The following is a 21,664-nucleotide window of genomic DNA, read 5'->3' on the forward strand; positions in this document are numbered from 1 at the left end:
TAACTTTGGTATCAAATTTGCGTAACATAAGTAGTAGGAAACAAAACCTAATAACCGGAAATGAGGGATTATTTTGAATAATTTTTTTAACTGTGTTTTAGAAAATCAAAATGTATTCGAAGAAATTAAGAATGCCATCATTTTAGTGGATCATGAAGGCAGAGTGAAGAACATCAATGATAGGGCGATTCAGCTCTTAAATATCCCACTTGAGAAGGCTTTGGATAGACCGATTTTGGAGGTTTATCAGGAATCTAAACTAATGGATACATTCAAAACGCTGACGATAGATCGAAACGTAAGCATTGAGGTAAATGGTAAGCATTGCATCACTTCAAGAATTCCTGTATTTGAAAAAGGCAAGCCAGTTGGTGCAATTGCCATATTTGATGATGTAACCAAGTACGAAGCGTTGAATGAAAAACTAGAAGCAGATCGAAGTGAAATGGTTATTTTAAAGTCGATTTTAGAACTTGCCTATGATGGCATCTTAGTTGTGGACTTAAAGGGTAACATCACGATGATCTCCAATGCCTATAAACGTTTTTTAGGACTTGAAGATGATGAAGTGATTGGTAAACATGTCACTCAAGTGATTCCCAACACGCGCATGCATATCGTCGCACAGACAGGTGTTCCTGAAATCAATGATTTCCAAGAGATCAGAGGGGATTATATGGTAGCCACTAGAATTCCTTATTATGTGGATGGAAAGCAAGCAGGCGCAATTGGAAAGGTTATTTTTAGAAATGTGTCAGAGCTTCATAACATCAACAAAAAATACACTCGAATAGAACAAGAACTCCGAAATTTAAGGTCAGAAATCAGCAGTATTCATAAAGCAAAATATACTTTTGAACAAATTATTACCTCCAATGATCAAATGAATAAATTGAAACATCAGGCCAAAAAAATAGCGCACACGAAATCAAATGTACTCATACAGGGCGAAAGTGGAACGGGTAAGGAGTTGTTTGCTCATGCCATTCATCAAGCGAGCAATCGGCATGACATGCCCTTTATTTCTGTAAATTGTGCAGCAATACCAGAGCAGTTATTAGAATCAGAACTCTTTGGATATGAGAAGGGGGCCTTTACGGGTGCAGATAAGAATGGGCGTATCGGCAAATTCGAATTGGCGGATCTCGGGACAATATTTTTGGATGAAATTGGGGATATGCCTTTGCAAATGCAGGCTAAAATACTGAGAGTCTTACAAGAAGGTGAAGTGGAACGCGTCGGGTCCAACAGACCCAAACAAATTGATGTCAGGGTGATCGCAGCCACAAATAGAAATTTAAAAGAGATGGTTGAAGCAAAACAATTTAGAGAAGACCTTTATTATCGGCTTAATGTGATTAATTTGACGATACCGCCCCTCAGAGACCGCAAAGAGGATGTCATGCTACTGAGTAAGCATTTTATCGATCAACTCAACCAACAGGATCATGGAAAGGTGAGAGGGGTCTCTGAAAAGGCGCAGTTTTTACTTTCAAATTACCAATGGCAAGGCAATATACGTGAGCTTAGAAATATTATTGAACGGGCATATAACATCATGGAAGGTGATGATTTCATTCAACCGTACCACTTGCCAGCCTTTTTAAAGACAACCGAATTGGATTATACGGGTGAACCACTCAAGCAGATGATGGAAATTTATGAAAAAAAAATATTGCTTGAAAGATTGATCTATTTCAAAGGGAATAAGACTAAAACCGCTGAAGATTTAGGTATTTCAAGGATGGCGCTCCATACAAAACTAGAAAAATATGATCTTAAATAAAGCTAAATAAGTATTTGAAATCGAAAAAGTGTAAAGAAATATTTACAAAATTGAGGACTTCCGTTATTGTGTCATTAAAACTTGACAAATGATGTGATGCTTCCGAAAAAGCGTAAAGGTTGATTTACACTTTTCTTAATTTTTTATGAATATTATGAATAAGAGATTCGTTTATTGCACTCATTATGTACAATTCTGAACAAATATGCATTTTTATGTGCTTAAAGTTTTGGCACGTGTTTTGCGATTATATAAAGTGGAGGTGAATTTTCTATGGGAGACTTATCGCAAATGATGTGCAATCTAAAAAAACCATTCGTTTTCAATTTGATCTATCAAAGCCTTTTGTTGTTTACGATCGGACAGCAAATTTATTACCCACAAAGCTATAAATATATGCATTTGGTGGTTTTGTTAGTGAGAATTCTGATTTCAGAGACTTATCAAAATGAATACCGTGTCTTCAAATGGGATCAATTTTTTATACCGATGGTTTTCATGAGTGCAATCATTTCCATCATTGAAAAAGTCTCAGGTGTACATTTAGGATTACTGTATTTGATGATTTTATTGGGACTAATAGGAATGCTTGCAATGTTTGTTCTGCATGTGATTAAAGACTCAAAAGATCATCTTAAAGAAAAAATGCATTCTAAGCATGTAGATGCATATGAAAAAAACAAACACTTCACACTAGGGCTATTTTATAGCCTCTATGCAATTGCCATAGTGGCATTTGTGTACACATTTTATGAGTTGATTCAATTAATCGTTGGAAATTAAATTTTCTATTAAAATTTAGGGGGACAAAGATGTTAGGTGTATTAGCGATATTATTGACGTTATTTTCTCTTATGTACTTCGCATATCGCGGTGTGACTGTACTTGTACTAGCACCAATTTTGGCGATGTTGGCAGCACTTCTGTCAGGTGAAATACCAGCGTTACATGCTCTATCTAATATTTTCATGCCAGCTGCGGCTGGTTATATCCAAGCTTATTTTCCTGTATTTTTAGCAGGTGCAATCTTTGGTAAATTGATGGGGGTTACTGGTGCGGCGACCTCAATTGCACATTATATTTCTAATAAGTTTGGTAAGAAACATGCAATTGCAGCTGTTATCGTTGCGACTTCACTTTTAACTTATGGTGGTGTTTCGTTATTCGTTGTTGTATTTGCGATGTATCCTATTGGTGCAATGCTCTTAAGAGAAGCTGATGTTCCTAAGAGATTATTACCAGCTGCAATAGCGCTTGGAGCATTTACATTTACAATGACTGGATTACCAGGTTCACCTCAATATATTAATACAATGCCGACTGTATACTTTGGGACTGATATCTATGCGGGTCCAATCTTAGGCTTGATGGGTAGTGCAATTATGTTCTTCGGTGGCTTATGGTGGCTTAACAGAAGAGCCGCCCAAGCTGCTGCAGCTGGTGAAGGCTATGGAAATCATGAAAATGAAGGCTTGCATGAAGTAGGCAATGATTTGCCTAGCTTTGGTATTTCGATTACACCAATTGCTTTGGTGTTTGTATTAAACTTTATCTTTACAAAAGTATATTTTGCAAATCCTGCAATTATCGCATCTTATGAAGCGGTTGGATCAGCGATTAATGGAACTTGGCCAGTTGTTTTAGGGCTTTCACTTTCAATCGTATTTATTTTAGTTACACTTAGAAAATACCTTGTGAATACAAATAAAGTTATATTTGAAGGTGCAATTGGTTCATTGCTTCCGATCTTCAATACAGGTTCTGAAGTAGGTTATGGTGGTGTGATTAAGTCTCTTGCTGCATTTACAACGGTTAAACTCGGTATCGTTGCATTTACAATTCCATCTATTTTTAAAGTGGCAATTTCTACAACATTACTCGCGGGTATTGTGGGGTCGTCATCTGGAGGTACCGCGATTGCACTTGAAGTACTGGCAAAAGATTTCTTAGCAATGGGGATTGATCCACAGGCGCTTCATAGAATTATGCTTATGGCTTCGGGCGGACTGGACAGCTTGCCACATTGTGGTGCAGTTATTACGTTATTATCAGTTTGTAAATTAAATCACAAAGAAAGTTATTTGGATATAGCGGCATTGACCGTAGTAATACCACTTATCGCAGTAGCAATTGTTTCCGTATTTTATTTAATAACTGGAATCGTATAAGGAGGATCGCATGAATAAAGTGATATCACTTGAAGACGCAATTGCGCTCATCCAAGATGGTTCAACAGTAGTTACCGGAGGATTCGTGGGTAATATGCACCCTGAAGCACTGAGCAGAGGTGTTGAAGATGCATTTATAAAAAATGGACATCCAAAGGATTTAACTTTGGTTTATGCAGCAGGGCAAGGCGATGGTAAAGATCGAGGTTTAAATCACTTTGGACATGTAGGTCTTGTGAAAAAAGTAGTCGGTGGGCACTGGGGACTAGCGCCAAAACTTGGCAAATTAGCACTAGATGAACAAATCGATGCCTATAATTTTCCACAAGGGGTTATCTCGCACTTGTTTCGAGCAATTGCGGGTGGTAAACCAGGTGTTATATCCAAGGTGGGTCTGAAAACTTTTGTAGATCCGCGATTAGAGGGCGGCAAAATTAATGATAGAACAAAAGAAGAACTTGTAGAACTCATGAGTATTGATAACGAGGATTGGCTTTTTTATAAAGCGTTTCCTATAGATGTTGCCTTTATTAGAGGCACTTATGCAGACAGTTTTGGAAACTGCACCTTTGAAAAGGAATGTTTAAGCCTTGAAATGCTTTCCATGGCACAGGCCGTTAAGAATTCTGGTGGCAAGGTAATCCTTCAAGTGGAAAAGATTATTAAAGATGGCTCAATCAATTCGAAAATGGTCAAAATTCCTGGAATTTATGTGGATGCAATCGTAGAAGCAGAACAACACGAGCACATGCAAACTTTTGCAGAGCAGTTTAATCCTGCGTATAGTCAAGATATAAAAGTGCCTGTTCAAAGCATTCCACCAATGGCACTTAATGAGCGCAAAGTGATTGCGAGAAGAGCTGCAATGGAGCTCAAAGAAAATGCCATTATGAACCTCGGTATAGGCATACCAGAAGGTGTCTCCATGGTGGCTAATGAAGAAAACATTCATGGTTTAATATTGACAACAGAGGCAGGCACTATTGGTGGGATACCAGCAGGCGGCTTGAGTTTTGGCGCGGCGATTAATCCGGATATGATTATAGATCAACCCTATCAGTTTGATTTTTATGATGGTGGTGGTTTGGATGTGACATTTTTAGGATTGGCGCAATGTGATCAAAAAGGCAATGTCAATGTTTCTAAATTTGGACCTAAAGTAGCCGGATGTGGTGGCTTCATCAACATTTCTCAAAATGCAAAAAAAGTGGTTTATTGTGGGACATTCACTGCAGGGGGCTTAGAATTAGAAGTTAAAGCAGGTAAATTGACGATCTTAAAAGAAGGTAGTTCCAAGAAATTTTTAAACGAAGTGGAACAGATTACTTTCTCAGGTGAATATGCTTATGAGATTGGGCAACCTGTGATTTATGTCACGGAGAGGGCTGTCTTTGAACTATCAGAAAAAGGGTTAACTTTAACTGAAATTGCACCCGGAGTTGACCTTCAGAAAGACATTATCGATCAAATGCATTTTGAACCTGCCATTTCAAAGAATTTGAAGGAGATGGACAGTCGAATTTTTAATGAAGGCCCAATGGGGCTAAACTTATAATTTTGGAGGTATTAAATGAGAGAAGTTGTAATTTTATCTGCTGTGAGAACCCCTGTGGGTGCTTATGGTGGTGCATTAAAAACACTAAGTGCTGTTGATCTAGGCACTATAGCAGCAAAAGAAGCCATTAAACGTGCTGGTATATTGCCAAATCAAATTGATGAAGTGCTTGTGGGCAATATTTTAAGTGCGGGTTGTGGCCAAAACGTTGCGAGACAGGTCTCTATTCATGCAGGTATCCCAGTTGAAGTTCCTGCTATGTCGATTAATATCTTATGCGGCTCTGGGCTTAGAAGTGTCAGCTTAGCTGCGCAAATTATTGCTTCGGGTGGCGCTGATGTAATCCTGTGCGGTGGTACTGAAAGCATGTCAAATGCACCTTATTTATCGCCCTCAAATCGATGGGGTCAAAAAATGGGCCATTATGAAATGATAGATCATATGATAAAAGACGCTTTAACAGATGCCTTTAATAATTACCATATGGGTATTACTGCAGAAAATATTGCTGAGCAATGGTCGTTAACGAAGGCAATGCAAGATCAATTTGCTGTGGCAAGTCAAAATAAAGCGGAAGTAGCTCAAACGTCAGGTCGGTTTAAAGATGAAATCGTCACAGTTGAAGTTCCCTCTAAAAGAGGAGAGCCAATACTTGTAGAAGATGATGAATTTATAAGATATGGAGCGACTTACGAGGCACTTCAAAAGTTAAAACCAGCGTTTAAAAAAGAAGGTACAGTAACGGCTGGAAACGCCTCTGGTATCAATGATGGTGCAGCGATGCTCATCGTCATGAGTAAAGAAAAGGCAGAAGCACTTGGACTTGAATATCTAGCAGTTATCAAAGGCTATGGGACAAAGGGTGTTGACCCTTCAATTATGGGATACGGTCCTGTACCTGCAACTTTAGCGGCTTTAAAAGATGCAGGTTGGAAGGTTGAAGACATTGAACTCGTTGAAGCAAATGAAGCATTTGCCGCTCAATCTTTAGCGGTTGTAAAGGATTTGAAAATTAATCCTGAAATCGTAAATGTCAATGGTGGTGCCATTGCTTTAGGACATCCAGTGGGTGCCAGTGGCGCTCGAATTCTTGTTACACTTTTGCATGAAATGCAAAAAAGAGATTCTAAAAAAGGGCTTGCAACTCTTTGTATCGGTGGCGGTATGGGCACTTCACTGCTCATTGAACGCTCGTAAACTTTTGGAAGAAACCAATAAAAGAAATATCCTGTTATATTTTCAATGGACACTGAGCATGTCCGTTTTGAAAATAGATTATGGCCTTTAAAAATGAAAAATAAAATCCTTAAAAACCCCGATTGGAGCGTATCTTTACCAGAGATACGCTCTTTTTCTAGCCTAAAGTAATCTGTGAATTTAATGGTTTTTTAATGGTTATTCTCTGTTCAAAAAGTTATGATGATCTTAACATTATGAATTGGCGGTAAAATAACAATAAGGAGGCTGGAATCTTTCCATTTACAGGGAGTGATTCTGATTGATCATATGGAAATTAAATTTTTAAATTGCGAAAAAATATCATCGCATTTAACCCTTGAGGAGATGTCCCCCACTTCTTAAAGTGGGGGTTCATATTCCTAATTCAGTGGGAGTCCAAACGCCCACTGAATGCAATCCGATAGGATTGTGCAAGTGTTACGAAGGTAGCGAAGCGGACTGAGTATACGCTTTGATCATTGTTAGAGTGGAATCATGACAGTGATCATATCCATATATTGTTCAAAGCGCACCCAAATAGTGAATTATCAAAGTTTATTAACGCTTATAAGAGTGCAAGTTCAAGGCTACTCAAAAAGGAATTTCAATCAATTCTCAAGAAGCTCTGGAAGGAATATTTTGGGTCAAGAAGTTATTGTTTACTTACAACTGGTGGTGCACCCATTGAAGTCATTAAGAAATATATAGAAAGTCAAGGTGAAAAGCATTGAATAAAGCGTTCAAATTCAGAATATATCCAAATTCAGAACAGGAAGTGCTAATAGCTAAGACGTTCGGCTGTGTACGCTTCATATACAACAAGATGCTGAGTGATAAAATTGAGCATTACGAGAAAATGAAGCAAAAGCTAAACAATACTCCAGCACAATACAAAAAGGAATATGAATGGCTTAAGGAAGTAGATAGTCTTGCTCTTGCTAATGTACAAATAAAGATTATAAACTTAAATCTGTAACTGTGAGCAAGACTCCAACTGGAAAATATTTTGCCAGTGTTTTGTTTGAATATGAACAAGAGATAAAAGCCGTTCAACCTAAAACATTGTTAGGGTTAGATTTTTCCRTGAAAGAGCTTTTTGTGTCATCTGATGGCATATCAGCAGAGTACCCTAGATATTATAGAAAATCACTCGACAAGCTTAAGCGTGAACAAAGAAAGCTATCCTTGTGTCAAAAAGGAAGTAAAAATCGTAACAAGCAAAGGATAAAAGTAGCAAAAATTCATGAGAAAGTGACCAACCAACGTAAGGATTTTTTACACAAGCAGTCAAAGCAGATAACCAATGCTGTTGATGCTGTGTGTATTGAAGATTTGAACATGAAGGGGATGTCACAAGCGTTGAATTTTGGTAAAAGTGTTATGGATAATGGGTTTGGGATGTTCGTGTCTATGCTTGATTACAAGTTGATGGAACAAGGTAAACAACTGATTAAAATCGACAAGTGGTTTCCAAGTTCCAAAATGTGTAGCGAGTGTGGAAAAGTAAAAAATACCCTTTTGCTTTCAGAGCGCACATATCATTGCGAAGATTGCGGAATGACAATGGACAGGGATTACAATGCAAGTATAAATATCAAAAATGAAGGTATGCGCATATTATTAGCGTAAACGAACTTCTAGAACCGTGGGACGCACGGGGATAGCTCGCTTATGCTGTAGCCGTTAGGCTACTCGAACGAGAAGCCCCCACTTCTTAAGTGGTGGGAGTATGTCACTGTATGTGGTTATTGTCTCTAGATACAATAACCAATGGCTTTATGTTAAACACAGAGATCGATCTACGTGGGAAATCCCTGGCGGACATATAGAAGCTGGTGAGTCACCAGATGACGCGGCTAAAAGAGAACTTATGGAAGAGAGTACAGCAGATCAATTCACACTTGTTCCCATAAGTGATTACAGTGTTACACGAGAGGGCACCAAGAGTTATGGCTGGCTGTATTATGCTGAAATTGAACATCTGAAATTAAATTTTGATTATGAAATTGAGTGTTTTAAGTGTTTTGATACATTACCAGAGGCATTAACCTATCCAGAAATACAACCTCATTTGTGGGCATATGTTACAGAACAATTGAAAATAGTGGAAAGCAATTGATAAAGAAAGGCTTAAAAGGTACTCTGATGAGAAATAAAAAAAGCGCATGGGAAGAGCTCAGTAAAAAAAGAAACGGCACTTATGGAAAATCAACTTTTACAAAACATGAAAACGTCATTTTTCAATATAAAAATACAAGTATTGTACTGGATCGATATACGACTATGGTGGGGTCTACACCAATAATGAATACACGGATCAGAAGTATTTTTAAGAATCCAACTAGATTGAGTTTTAAACTTTATCATGAAGGTTTTTTCAGTAGTTTGAGTAAAATGTTAGGCATGCAAGATATTTTAATTGGAGATGATGAATTTGATCAACGCTTTGTGGTTAAAAGCAATGATGAAATAAAGATAAGGCAGTTGTTAAGCGATTATAAATTAAAACAACTTCTATTTTTTGGAAAGCCAATTACCCTTGAAATTAAACTAAAAGATAAATGTCTAAACAGTAAAGATGAAAGTATTCTTCTTTATCAAGCCACAGGGGTGATCAAAGATATCGATACGCTTGAGAATATTTTGAATATCTTTGAGAGATTCATCGATCATATGATTGAAATTGGACTTTCAAATGAATCGCAAATCAATTCGGTTCTTAAACCTTAAATGCGATTTGAATCGTGTAAATCAGAAATTGCAAGTAGAAATCACCTTTGAAATAAGATACTTGAGAAGAAGGAGATCGACAATTGTTAAAATCAAAAGAACAATATCTTCGTGAAGTTTATAAAAACAAAAGTGATGTAACTGGAAGAAATGAATATCCCTATAACTTGCCAGCAGTTGAGAGCTTAAATACTATTGAATTTCATCCGAATGTCACTTTTCTAATTGGTGAAAACGGTAGTGGGAAATCAACTATACTGGAAGCTATTGCAGTTGCATTTGGATATAATCCTGAAGGTGGCACTAAGAATTTTAATTTTGCCACTGAAAATTCTCATTCTCCTTTGTTTAATGAAATTCGACTTGTAAAAAGCGCCAAATCTCCTAAAGATGGCTTTTTTCTGAGAGCAGAAAGTTTCTATAATGTTGCATCCTATATTGATGAATTAGATCGAGATTACGGTAATGCGTCTAAATTAATTCAATCCTATGGAGGGAAATCTTTACATCAACAATCTCATGGTGAGTCATTTCTAACCTTATTTATGAACAGACTAAGCGGCAAAGGACTCTATATCTTAGATGAACCTGAGGCGGCACTTTCACCAAATCGGCAAATGGCTTTACTTTCAAGAATGCATGATTTGGTTCTGGAAGATTCACAATTTATAATTGCCACGCACTCGCCAATTTTAATGGCGTATCCCAATGCGTGTATATATTCTGTTGATCAGAATTACGATTGTGTTAAATATGAAGATACAGAGCATTATAATGTTACAAAGCAATTTTTAAACAATACGGAGCGCATGCTTAAAATTTTAATGACTTAATTGTGAGCATTAGTCCGTTATATCTAAAAATCGTTTAGAGTAAAATCGTTAAAGCTGGAGGACAAAATGCTGTTAGAATGTTTGATAAAACAAAATTCACCTGATGATTTGGTTCTTGAAGGTCATCGTATAAGATTACGCGCGTTAAAAAAAGAAGATATTAGTGCCCTGTATGAGATTCGGCATTCGAGGGAGATTTCTAAATATATCGATCGTAAGATTGATGAAACCTATGAAGAGACAGAACAATTTATAGATAAGATCATAGCGGGATATGAAGATCATCAATGGTATTTTTGGGGTATCGAACTCAAAGAGACAAAAGCAATTATTGGGACTTTATGTCTATGGAATATTAACTATGATGCGAATAAAGGTGAGCTTGGTTATGAGATTATCGAATCTAATCAAAAGAACGGTTATATGCATGAGGGCCTTAAACTTGTTTTGAACTTTGCATTTAAAGTATTGATGCTCTCCACCGTTGAAAGCATTATTCATGCTCAAAACAAAGCATCTATTAAGAGTGTGGAGCGTTATAATTTCAGTCTGATGGGTGTCATCTCTGATAAGAAACAAGTCATATACAGTCTGAACCGACTTTTGTTTTTATCCGATTACCCAAATAGAGCACATGAAATAGGTCTGAAAATAGGTTCGCTTAAGAGAGGCGCTCTCAATAAAATCACAGATGTAGCGGGTATTCGTGTGGGACATTCTACGATTCAAAGTGGTGCCTCTCAAACGGGTGTAACCGTTATTTTGCCGTCGGCAGAGGATATGTTTAAACATAAAATGATAGCTGCATCACATGTGATTAATGGCTTTGGAAAGACAACTGGCTTAATACAAGTGGATGAGCTGGGAACCTTAGAAACACCTATAGCATTGACCAATACACTAGCAGTGGGGCGTGTTCAAGATGCTTTGATAGATTATATGCTTGCATCGAGTGAATCTGAAATTAAATCGATAAATCCAATTGTGGGTGAATGCAACGACAGTTATCTCAATGATATTACACATAAATCTGTTCAAGCTTACCATGTACTTGATGCTATCAAGAATGCTGAAATTGACTTTTCAGAGGGCGCTATAGGTGCAGGCAGAGGGATGTCTTGTCATCAATTGAAAGGCGGCATTGGCTCATCATCAAGATGCTTCAGCATTGGCAAGGCGCAGTATACACTTGGCGTCTTGGTATTATCGAATCATGGCATATTAACAGATTTAATCGTAGACCATAATCAAATTGGAAGTTGCATCGACTCTTTGAGACGAGCGGCTATTAATGAAGAGGCTGTGGATAAAGGATCGTGTATGATTATTGTTGCCACAGATTTACCGGTATCTGACAGGCAACTTAAACGTATTTGTAAACGTGCGGTTAGTGGACTTGCAAGACTGGGTTCTTATATCGGACATGGCAGTGGTGAGATCGTCATTGGTTTTTCCACCGCAAATAGAATTGGGATAACAACAGCTTCAGAGCTCATGTCATACACCTTTATTCAGGAAAATCAAATGGATATTGCTTTTAGAGCTGTCATTGAGTCTACGGAAGAAGCCGTATTAAATTCAATGTTGACAGCAGAATCTGTTGAAGGCGTAAATGGAAATAAGAGAGAGAGTTTTCAAACATATGCTTCTCTGTTGAGCCAATCCGCAGTCTGAGATTTGCTTGAAATGAAATATAATTTTGCCTAGAGAAATTCTTTTAAAAAAATAAAAAATGGTTGACATAATCGCAAATGGGTATTCATTGACTAAAGCTTTAATTTTTTTTGAAAGTGTGGTGATGTTATGAAAATAGATTCGAATTCGTTTAATCCAATGATTCAGGGCGCTCAAAATAAACCTGCAAACATTAGTATTGAACAGAAGATGACTTCTCAAATTAACGCATTAAATCAAGGATCTGAAAATGCTCAAACTGTGGTAGATGCTCTGAAAACAGCCGATGGTGCACTTCAATCTGTATCGGATCCGCTACAGGAAATCAAGCAGCTTGCAATTCAAGCCCAAAACGGGATATTGACAGTGGATGACAAGAATGCCATCCAATCTCAAATCGAAGGCCTAAAAAGTTCAATAAAGGATACCCTTAAGAACACGGAATTTAATACTATAAAATTATTGGGTCAAGATCGTAAACTTAATGTTCAAACAGGCAATCAAGGAACGTCTATGCAGCTTCAAAATACCAGTTTAGAAAGTTTGGGCATCTCAGATTTTAATGTAACTGGAGATTTTGATCTCAGTAAGATCGATCAAGCACTGGAAAAAGTGAGCGCTGCACGTTCTAAAATGGGCAGCAAAACGACAGGATTAGAATCAACGGTTCGCTCTAATGATATAGCACAAGAGAATACAGTTGCTTCCAGAGCAAATCTTGAAGAGGATTTGCTGACTCAAATATCTGATTTTAAAAAGCAGGATTATTTAAAACAGTATCAGTTATCTACTCAAAAATTGCAAATGGAATCACAAAAGAGTAAACTCAACATTTTAGCTTAAAAAGACATCTGAAAGGCGTTTGCATCGTTTTGCGATCATTAGAATAGGATTCATCGAAATGAAATTCATTTCAGTGAATCCTATTTTTAGATTTATTTTTCGTTGATGATTTGATTGTAATTGAATTCTGATAGAAAAGCTTGAATAATTTGAGTTTTGAGAATGGACATATCGATTATGCCATGGCACTGTTGATTGATACTGGTCACGGTGTGATTTTTGAGACCACAAGGGACAATTACATCAAAATCCTCAAGATGGGTGTTGACATTAAGGGCGAAGCCATGCATGGTGACGCCCTTTTTTACAGAAAGACCAAGTGCAAGAATTTTAGAATTACCAACAAAGACCCCTGAATTAATGGGATCTCTTTTAGCTGGAATATTATAATGATCCTGTAGCAATTGGATAAAGAGTTGCTCTAATTTATAGACAAATTTCTTAACACTGCCTCCGTGATTTTTTTTGATGTTAAAAATAGTATAACCCACCAATTGGCCAGGCCCATGGTAAGTAACATCACCACCTCGACGCGTCTTTATAACTTGGAAACCAAGTGCATCAAGTTCTGCCTGAGGGATGAGTATGTTATTGTCATTCGCATTTAAGCCTAGTGTTATAACTTTGGGATGCTCAAGCAGTAACAAATGATCATCGGAGCCATTCTGGACTTCAAGCAATAAATGCTCTTGAAGTGTGTATGCTTTTGTGTAATCCATTAAACCAAGATCATGTGTGTTCAAATTCATAGAAAATGCGTTAATTTTGTATTCAAATTTTGGGTGCTCACCAAATTTATAATTGAAAACAAGTTTGTTTTCTAGTAGTGTGGCAGGCGTCAATGTCTTTAAATTTATAGGCAGGGTTAAAGAACATGCATTGTACTCGATGACATGATGATCAAATACTTGAATGGTTGTAAAAAGACTGATCCCATTAAAGCGTGTTTCGATAGGTCCCTTCAAATTGACTTCAATGTTGTGATAAATGTGATCATAGGTGCAATTGTTTTGATTGAGCTCAATTAAACTGGCAACTTGTAAAAAAAAAGGTTTGGAAACCGTGTTTTCTAAAAAAAGTCGATCCATCTCTGCCCTTTTGTCGACAAGATTAAGTGAAACGGATATATTTTGGGGAATAAGGATGCCGTTGGGGTGCATTTGCGGTACCAAGTTTCGCGTAATGGCAACTTGAGGTTCTTTTTGGAGGCCATTGAGCATCGTTTCAGTAATGATCATGTGTACAATTTGACTCGATTTTTTTTGGTACTGCGTTGCATCACATTGTATAATATCCTGAAAATAGGCTTCAATGTGGAAAGCGGCAATAATATTTCGAAAACATTGGATGCTTTCTTTATTAATTTCTAAACCAGTGACCTGAATTTCAGATGCTGTAAAAAGCGTGGTCAAGGGTGTGACCAATGTGCCAAAGGGACCAGTTCCCGCATATAAAATATGTATGGTCTCGTTTGGAAATTGATTTTGAAGTGCTTTGATGCCATCCTGTATGCCCATTAAAAATAGCCTCGTTCGCATAAATTCTGTCATGCATCTGCCTGCCCAATAGGAGCCAATGGCTTTACCGCTATCCAAATAGATCGCTTCATTATGAGTGTGATCATTGACATCCAATTGACTTACTTTTTCAAACAAATCAAATAGAGTATCAGAGGCATCCTTCAACGCATTATACTGGAAGTGCTCACGGATCAATATAGACGTGTTTTCTCTCAAAATTTGATTCAGATTTTTTGGATTGTTCTCTAGATTCATAATATCTGTATCCCCTTAGTGTTATATAATACTTTAATCTTAACACTCTAGACAAATAAATAGAATAATAATATTCTAAGTTTTAACCTTTTTTTAATAGCTTTCAAATGCTTTATAAAGGGTATTAGAGTAGAATAGGAATCGGATCGGGATCAAAGGATCATAATGCAAATTTTTCTATTTCATCAAATCAGTATTTTAACAATGGAAATTTTGACATTGGCGGATTTACTTCGTGGTTACCTGCCTTTTCATTTGCCATGGTAATGATTGTAATTGTAGTTGTCGTGCTGAGGGTCTTTTTAGGCTATATTCTTGAGGTTGGCGGGCGTAACTACTTCTTAAGAGGTACTGAACGTGAGGTTGCTTTTAAGGAAGTTGGCTTTGGATTTAACTCGGACTATTACCTGAACATTGTTGTAACCATGTTCATAAAAGACGTTTATAATTTTCTATGGCTTTTACTATTCATTATACCAGGTATTATAAAAGCTTATGCGTATTCAATGGTACCTTACATTTTGGCCGACAATCCCAATATTGACAGTAATAGGGCTATTGAACTCAGTGTAGAAATGACAAATGGTCAAAAATGGGATATGTTTGTACTGGACTTATCCTTCTTGGGATGGTATATATTAGGTTCTCTGCTGTTTGGCATCGGCACGTGGTTTGTCAATCCTTATGTGGATGCAACCAAAGCGCAACTTTATGCGTCCTTGAGATTGGGCGCTATTAAGCACAATTTATGCACGCCAGAAGAGCTTTGCTATGCATTGTCTAATGCTGAAGAAAGTGAACAGAATGACTGGTACGACGAATATTAATGAGTCCATTGATGACACGAGAGCCATACACAATCTTTTGGAGGCAACATTTCTTTAAAGATTAAAGGTATGGCTTTTATTTTTTTTTGAATTAGCCTTGTAATGCTATAAAGATATCGTATAAAATAGTAGAGATTACACGGTTTGAGTGAAAAAGTCTATTGCTGAACTTTTTTTCATCCTAACCATCAGATGAGATACGAGGAGGCTTAAATGCTGGAAATTTATATGGCAAGGCATGGACAGACAGAATGGAATGTTCTTGGAAGAATGCAGGGGTGGCTAAATTCACCATTAACTGAAAAGGGTATTCAGAGTGCTTATTATCTGGGCAAAGAAATTGATGCGCTTGAGTTTGATGCCTATTATGCTTCACCTTCGGATCGTGCGCTTAAGACGCTTGAAATTGCAACGGATTATACAGCTCATATCATGTGCGATGATCGCTTAAAAGAAATTGGGCTCGGACCATGGCAAGGTATGTTTATCAAAGAGATAGAAGAAAAGTATCCAGATGCGTATAAGCAATATTATTATGAACCTGAAAAATTTGTGATAGAAGATGGCGAGAATTACTATATGCTCTATGAACGTGTCAATGCTTTCATAAAAGATTTACTAGAGCAACATTTTGAAATGAATCACGTTAAACGCGTGATGATTGTCACGCATGGGATTACATTGATGATGATGAAATTGATTTTTAATGGTGACCAAATTGAAAAGATCAAAGAGTATCATGTGGCCGGGAATGCAAAATTGCATATTTACAAATTTGATGGTTCAAATTTCAAATGTGTACATGAGCCGCAAATGGAGCACTTAAGTAGATGATTTGTTTTTAAATATGAAAGGCCTAAAAACTTAATAAAAAAATAGGGAAAATAATAAAAGCTTAATAATATGCGTGTACATCTCATAAAAGAGTTGCTATAATAAACATGAATTCAGAGATTATTGGAGGTCAAATTTATGAAATCTTTGTCTAAAAAAAATAGTGGTATTTCAGCTTCGATGACTTTAGCCATTACAGCTAAAGCGAAACAATTAAAAGAGAGTGGTGTCGATATCGTTAGTTTTGGTGCGGGAGAACCCGATTTTAATACACCTGAGTATATCAGAACTGCAGCGATTAAACAGATTGAAAAAGGCGGCAATGGCTATACAGCAGCATCAGGATTACTGGAACTGAAAAAAGCGATTTGTGATAAACTCAAAAGAGACAATGAACTTGACTATAATCCTGAACAAATTGTGGTTTCATCAGGTGCCAAACATTCACTTTTCAATGCGTTACAGACGCTTTTGAATCCAGGGGACGAGGTGATCATTCCTTCGCCGTATTGGGTAAGTTACTATGAACTTGTAAAAATGGCTGATGGTGAGCCCGTTTTAGTTGAAGCAGAAGCTTCGAATTTATTTAAGGTGACTGTAGATCAGCTTGAAAAAGCAGTTACCAAGAAGACAAAGGCGATTATTATCAATAGTCCCAACAATCCAACGGGTGCAGTTTATTCAAAAGAAGAGCTTGTAGAAATTGGTGTTTTTGCAGAGCAAAATGATCTTTATATTATATCAGATGAGATTTATGAAAAATTAATATATGGGAAAAGACATTATTCAATTGCAGCGCTTTCAGAAAGCTTTAAGGAGAGAACTATCGTTGTCAACGGATTGAGTAAAGCCTATGCAATGACGGGATGGCGTATTGGATACACAGCAAGTACCGTGGAAATCGCTAAAATTATGAGCAATATTCAGTCTCATGCTACTTCTAATCCCAATACAATCGCGCAGTATGCAAGTATTGAAGCACTTAATGGAAATCAAGAACCAATAGAAGTGATGAGAAAAGCATTTGACGAAAGACGTCAATTCATGGTTAAAACCATTAGTGCTATCCAAAACGTCACATGCGTTGAACCAGAAGGTGCGTTTTATGTCATGGTCAATATGGCTTATTTTATCGGTAAAAAAATAAAGGGTATTGATATAAAAAACTCCATCGATTTGGCATCGGTTTTATTGGATGATGCCAATATAGCGGTTATCCCTGGAATTGCATTTGGGGTGGATGATTACATTAGACTTTCTTATGCCACAAGTATGGTTAATATTGAAGAGGGATTAAAAAGACTTAAAGTATTTTGTGAACAATAAATAACTGAATTTTGACGCTCTAACTATCAATAGGAATGCGTTTCAAACCAACACGACGCGTGTTTAAGTGATCATAGTCATTTAAATACGCGTTTGATTTATATTTTGAACATACTGTGATAAAATGAGTTTAATGATTATAACAGGGATGTGATAGACGCTTGATCAATCAAAAATCAAGAAATAATGAAAAGCTCGTCTTAGTGGCTGTTTTTACTACTTTTATGGGACAAATATATTTCACGCCGTTTGGAACGGAGTTTAGACTTACCTTTGCAGTGGTTGTTTTAAATATCCTCATATTGACATTCAAAGAAATTAACCCACTTTCCACGATTAATCTCGTAGGCGTTTTGATGTTTCTTGTAAGAAGTTCTGTTTTTGTGTTCAATCAAAATGGCACTTTTTTAGAGGCGTTTCAGATTTACTATCCGGTGGTTTTTTTCTATGTCTTCTACAGCATCTTTTTTGTGTTATTAGATGTAAGAAGTTTTCTCAAAAATCCTTTGGCGCTCTTCTTGAGCATTTGGATTTGTGATAGTATTCCCAATATTATTGAAGTTGTCATTAGGCAAGAATGGCAAAATGCAAATTTTGAACAAGTGATTTATACCATCATTATGATTGGCTTGTTTAGGACGATTTTCACAACGATTATGATTTATATTTCAGGTTATTATTTGCAACATATGAAGGACAGACAGAATCACCAAAAATTTGTTGAGAAGATTGTGCTCATGTCCAGCTTAAAAACTGAACTCTTTTTCCTTAGGAAATCTAAAAATGATATTGAAGATGCTATGAGACGAAGTTTTGAAATTTATGAGAGAATCGATAACAGTGACGAAAAAACTGCAATCTTATCTGTTGCAAAAGATATTCATGAGATCAAAAAGGATTATACGAGAGTGATCGCTGGTATAGAAAAGAGCATAGAGGAAACTTCAAGTTTTCAAATGCATTTCTTTGAAATTCTAAATATTGTCATCGAGACGAATCGAAAGTTAGCAGAATCCAAAGGCAAAAAAATAGATTTTCAAATCAATAGATTTTATAATTTTAAAACAAGTGAATATTTTACACTGATATCCGTTTTAAACAACCTTGTGGTCAATGCCATTGAAGCAATTGAACGTACGGGTTTAATCAGTATTTATGAAAATCTACAAGATGATTTTATATTTATGAGCGTATATGATGAGGGTGTTGGCATAGAAGAAGTCGATTTAAATCTTATTTTTGAGCCTGGATTTTCGACAAAATATAATGAAATCAATGGAATCATGTCTTCTGGTATCGGATTAACACATGCTAAATATCTTATTGAAGAAATTTTAAATGGCAAATTGACCGTTGAATCACAAAAGGGTGTTAGCACTAATTTCAATATTAGAATGCCTAGAGTTCGATTGGTAAATGATCGCGAAGATACAGAAATCCACGAGTAAAGTGAGTAGCCGAGGTGATTATGAATTATAATTTTTATTTAATTGATGATGATATAAGTGTTATCAGTATACTCTCAAAAATTATTGTCAATCAGAAATTGGGTGATGTGATTGGCAAGGACACCACTGGTGCAAATGCAGTTAATGAAATCGTAAAGCTAAGACCTGATATTGTAATTGTGGATTTACTATTGCCTAAAATTGATGGCATCACATTGGTGACCCAATTAAAACCTAAATTTAAAGATCTTCCTTTTATAATGATCAGTGAAGTTCACGCAAAAGATATGGTTTCTAAGGCTTACAACAGTGGGATAGAGTTCTATATAAATAAGCCCATCAATGTGATTGAAGTGATCAATGTGGTAAAACGCATTGACGAAAAGTTAAAAATGAAAAAGGTGATTGATTCCTTTCAATCTGCCTTTAAAAATATGCAGTCTTTAAATGGGGATCCAATATTCGAAATGAATCGATTAGAGCAAGATCCGCTCGCCAGCGCAAAAGAGATATTGTCTCATTTGGGTGTGATTAGCGATGCGGGGACTAAAGATATTCTCCATGTGGTTGAATTCATTCTTGGACTTGATGATGGGATAAGAAAAAAAGTGTTAGATTATCGTCTGTCGGAACTGTACACGTATGTCAGTGATAAGTATGAGAGAGAAAAGGGCGAAATCGTCAATGAAAAGACGATTGAGCAACGTATTAGAAGGACGATTGGACAAGCACTTGAGACCATTGGTGAAATCGGACTAGATGACTATGAAAATATTTATTTTGACCGCTATGCAAATACTCTGTTTGAATTCAGAGAAGTTCGAAAAGAAATGGAATATCTAAAACACCGTTCAAAAGATCCTGGAAAGATCAATATCAAAAAGTTCATTGCGGGATTGATCATCGAAATGAATAAATAGAGCACTATTAGAATGAAGAAGGCTATGTTGATTTAAGGCAAACGCAGTTGCTTGAATATTGATATAGCCTTTATCAATGCGTATATTCAGTTCGCTTCGCAACCTTCGCACCCCTCGCAACCCGCCTATTGGATTGCATTCCGTGAGAGTTTCTGAACTCGGAAGATGTCCCCCACTTTGAGAAGTGAGGGACATCTCTTCAAGGGCTATGTTACAAAATAGAAATAAATTTTGTATGTTTGTGTAACATTTTGTAGGAAAGTGTAGTCTCGCAGATATAAATAGAGTGTATTCTGGAGTGAACTGTATTTATTTTGAATTATTAAAAAGGGGGAAAAACATGAAAGGTACAAGTTTAACAAAAAAAATTCTAATTGCAATGTTACTGGGGGTTGTTGTCGGATTAGTTTTAAATCCGCTTGGGGACAATGTAATCGTAAAAGATTACGTTGTGGGTTTTGGATTTGTTTTATTGGGTTCGGTTTTTATTGCACTCATTAAAATGATGGTAGTTCCACTTGTTTTTGTATCACTTACACTTGGCGCGGCACAAATGGGTGACATTAAAAAGCTTGGCAGAATTGGTGGTAAAACAGTTGGATTTTATTTATTGACAACTGCGATTGCGATTACAATTGCAATTATTGTCGGGACGATCGTCAAGCCAGGTTCCTTCATGCAAATGACTTCACAGGAACTGACTTATGAGGCGGCTGCAAGCCCTGCATTTGTTAATGTATTGATCGATATGGTGCCGACAAATCCCATCGATGCTATGGCAAAAGGCAATATGCTTCAAATCATTATATTTGCACTTCTAACAGGGACGGCAATTACGATTATAGGTGATAAAGCAAAAATGGTTAAAGATCTTTTAGAACAAGTCAATGAAGTCATTCTTCAAATGGTTATGTTGATTATGAAATTTGCACCCTATGGCGTATTTGCGTTGGTGGGCAAGACGATGGCGACTTTTGGATTTGATGCGATTGGCTCCTTACTGGTCTACATGTTGTGTGTTTTAGGGGCACTTGTAATTCATGGCTTAATCACTTATCAAGGTCTTCTATATGCGACCACTAAGCTGAGTCCAATTCAATTCTTCAAGAATTTTGCACCTGCTATGGCAGTTGCTTTTTCAACCTCTTCAAGCAACGCAACACTGCCTGTAACCATAGAAACGGTTGAGAAGAGATTAGGTGTTAAGAAAGAACTTGCCTCTTTTACATTACCACTGGGTGCGACGATCAATATGGATGGGACTGCAATTATGCAAGGCGTTGCAACCGTGTTTATAGCACAACTTTACGGGATTCCTTTAGGCTTAGGCGATTTTGCAACCGTAATTTTAACAGCGACGATTGCATCTATTGGTACTGCGGGCGTTCCTGGGGTCGGTCTGGTTATGCTTTCCATGGTGCTTGTACAAGTAGGATTGCCTGTTGAAGCAATTGGTTTGATTTTAGGAATTGATAGAATTTTAGATATGTGTAGAACTGTTATTAACATCACTGGAGATGCAGTTTGTACACTGATCGTCGCTAAAACTGAAAATGAATTTGATGAAGCCATTTACTATGCACCAAACGAACTTGACTCTGCTGGAGATGTTGCGTAAGCGCATCTGAGTTAAAGTATAAAGAAGTTGAGTATTAAGAGGCCACACACATTTTGAGTTTAACCTGATTTCTTATGAAGAGGGTTAAATTTAAAATGTGTTTTTTTTG

Annotated in this window: 18 protein-coding genes and 1 pseudogene; 18 read left to right on the forward strand and 1 reads right to left on the reverse strand. The window is 36.8% G+C overall.

The genetic code is table 11. From position 1 onward, the window contains the following. Window positions 1–73 precede the first annotated feature (73 nt). The 12 genes and pseudogenes from F3D3_RS07735 (at window position 74) to F3D3_RS07790 (ending at window position 12,807) form a co-directional block, all read left to right on the forward strand. A complete protein-coding gene (locus F3D3_RS07735) occupies window positions 74–1,786 on the forward strand; it encodes a sigma 54-interacting transcriptional regulator (RefSeq protein WP_069872735.1) in 1,713 nt (570 codons plus the stop codon). A 273-nt stretch (window positions 1,787–2,059) separates the two neighbouring features. Then, window positions 2,060–2,569, forward strand: a complete 510-nt coding sequence (locus tag F3D3_RS07740) for a hypothetical protein (protein WP_069872737.1) — start codon at window positions 2,060–2,062, stop codon at window positions 2,567–2,569. A gap of 29 nt (window positions 2,570–2,598) precedes the next feature. Next, window positions 2,599–3,954, forward strand: a complete 1,356-nt coding sequence (locus F3D3_RS07745) for a GntP family permease (protein WP_069872739.1) — start codon at window positions 2,599–2,601, stop codon at window positions 3,952–3,954. A 10-nt stretch (window positions 3,955–3,964) separates the two neighbouring features. Then, window positions 3,965–5,509, forward strand: coding sequence for an acyl CoA:acetate/3-ketoacid CoA transferase (locus tag F3D3_RS07750; RefSeq protein ID WP_069872740.1), 1,545 nt, complete (start codon window positions 3,965–3,967; stop codon window positions 5,507–5,509). A 15-nt stretch (window positions 5,510–5,524) separates the two neighbouring features. Further along, the gene (locus tag F3D3_RS07755; RefSeq protein ID WP_069872742.1) at window positions 5,525–6,706 is read left to right on the forward strand and encodes an acetyl-CoA C-acetyltransferase; all 1,182 of its coding nucleotides are present in this window, start codon (window positions 5,525–5,527) and stop codon (window positions 6,704–6,706) included. A gap of 497 nt (window positions 6,707–7,203) precedes the next feature. Then, window positions 7,204–7,458, forward strand: a pseudogene (gene tnpA / locus F3D3_RS07760) (IS200/IS605 family transposase); the annotation flags it as partial. A 247-nt stretch (window positions 7,459–7,705) separates the two neighbouring features. Then, window positions 7,706–8,356, forward strand: coding sequence for an RNA-guided endonuclease InsQ/TnpB family protein (locus F3D3_RS07765; protein WP_374700070.1), 651 nt, complete (start codon window positions 7,706–7,708; stop codon window positions 8,354–8,356). A 100-nt stretch (window positions 8,357–8,456) separates the two neighbouring features. After that, complete coding sequence (locus F3D3_RS07770) at window positions 8,457–8,846, forward strand: NUDIX domain-containing protein (RefSeq protein WP_069872743.1); 390 nt, start codon at window positions 8,457–8,459, stop codon at window positions 8,844–8,846. Between the two features lie 26 nt (window positions 8,847–8,872). Continuing rightward, entirely contained in the window at window positions 8,873–9,457 is a 585-nt protein-coding gene (locus F3D3_RS07775; protein ID WP_069872745.1) for a hypothetical protein, read from the forward strand. An 83-nt stretch (window positions 9,458–9,540) separates the two neighbouring features. After that, the gene (locus tag F3D3_RS07780) at window positions 9,541–10,290 is read left to right on the forward strand and encodes an AAA family ATPase (RefSeq protein ID WP_069872746.1); all 750 of its coding nucleotides are present in this window, start codon (window positions 9,541–9,543) and stop codon (window positions 10,288–10,290) included. A 66-nt stretch (window positions 10,291–10,356) separates the two neighbouring features. Beyond that, a complete protein-coding gene (locus F3D3_RS07785) occupies window positions 10,357–11,964 on the forward strand; it encodes a GNAT family N-acetyltransferase (RefSeq protein ID WP_084388896.1) in 1,608 nt (535 codons plus the stop codon). Between the two features lie 129 nt (window positions 11,965–12,093). Continuing rightward, on the forward strand, window positions 12,094–12,807 hold the full coding sequence (locus F3D3_RS07790; RefSeq protein ID WP_069872748.1) for a flagellin: 714 nt from the start codon (window positions 12,094–12,096) through the stop codon (window positions 12,805–12,807). A gap of 92 nt (window positions 12,808–12,899) precedes the next feature. On the opposite strand, the gene lipB is transcribed toward F3D3_RS07790, so the two are convergent. Beyond that, complete coding sequence (gene lipB / locus F3D3_RS23325) at window positions 12,900–14,582, reverse strand: lipoyl(octanoyl) transferase LipB (RefSeq protein ID WP_084388897.1); 1,683 nt, start codon at window positions 14,580–14,582, stop codon at window positions 12,900–12,902. Between the two features lie 260 nt (window positions 14,583–14,842). On the opposite strand from lipB, the gene F3D3_RS07800 reads away from it, so the two are divergent. From F3D3_RS07800 to F3D3_RS07825, 6 genes are all read left to right on the forward strand, one after another. Then, window positions 14,843–15,409: a DUF975 family protein gene (locus tag F3D3_RS07800; protein ID WP_069872750.1), complete on the forward strand. Its 567-nt coding sequence runs from the start codon at window positions 14,843–14,845 to the stop codon at window positions 15,407–15,409. 213 nt (window positions 15,410–15,622) lie between these two features. After that, window positions 15,623–16,243 (forward strand): histidine phosphatase family protein, encoded by a 621-nt coding sequence (locus F3D3_RS07805; protein ID WP_069872751.1) that lies wholly within the window; start codon window positions 15,623–15,625, stop codon window positions 16,241–16,243. A 138-nt stretch (window positions 16,244–16,381) separates the two neighbouring features. Further along, window positions 16,382–17,569: a pyridoxal phosphate-dependent aminotransferase gene (locus tag F3D3_RS07810; protein ID WP_069872753.1), complete on the forward strand. Its 1,188-nt coding sequence runs from the start codon at window positions 16,382–16,384 to the stop codon at window positions 17,567–17,569. 161 nt (window positions 17,570–17,730) lie between these two features. Further along, entirely contained in the window at window positions 17,731–19,017 is a 1,287-nt protein-coding gene (locus F3D3_RS07815) for an ATP-binding protein (protein ID WP_069872755.1), read from the forward strand. Window positions 19,018–19,037: 20 nt separating this feature from the next. Beyond that, window positions 19,038–19,937 (forward strand): response regulator, encoded by a 900-nt coding sequence (locus tag F3D3_RS07820; RefSeq protein ID WP_069872756.1) that lies wholly within the window; start codon window positions 19,038–19,040, stop codon window positions 19,935–19,937. 340 nt (window positions 19,938–20,277) lie between these two features. Continuing rightward, window positions 20,278–21,555 carry a dicarboxylate/amino acid:cation symporter gene (locus F3D3_RS07825; protein WP_069872758.1) on the forward strand — a complete coding sequence of 426 codons (1,278 nt, stop codon included), beginning with the start codon at window positions 20,278–20,280 and terminating at the stop codon, window positions 21,553–21,555. Window positions 21,556–21,664 lie beyond the last annotated feature (109 nt).

This window comes from Fusibacter sp. 3D3, from assembly GCF_001748365.1.
Lineage (GTDB): Bacteria > Bacillota > Clostridia > Peptostreptococcales > Acidaminobacteraceae > Fusibacter_A.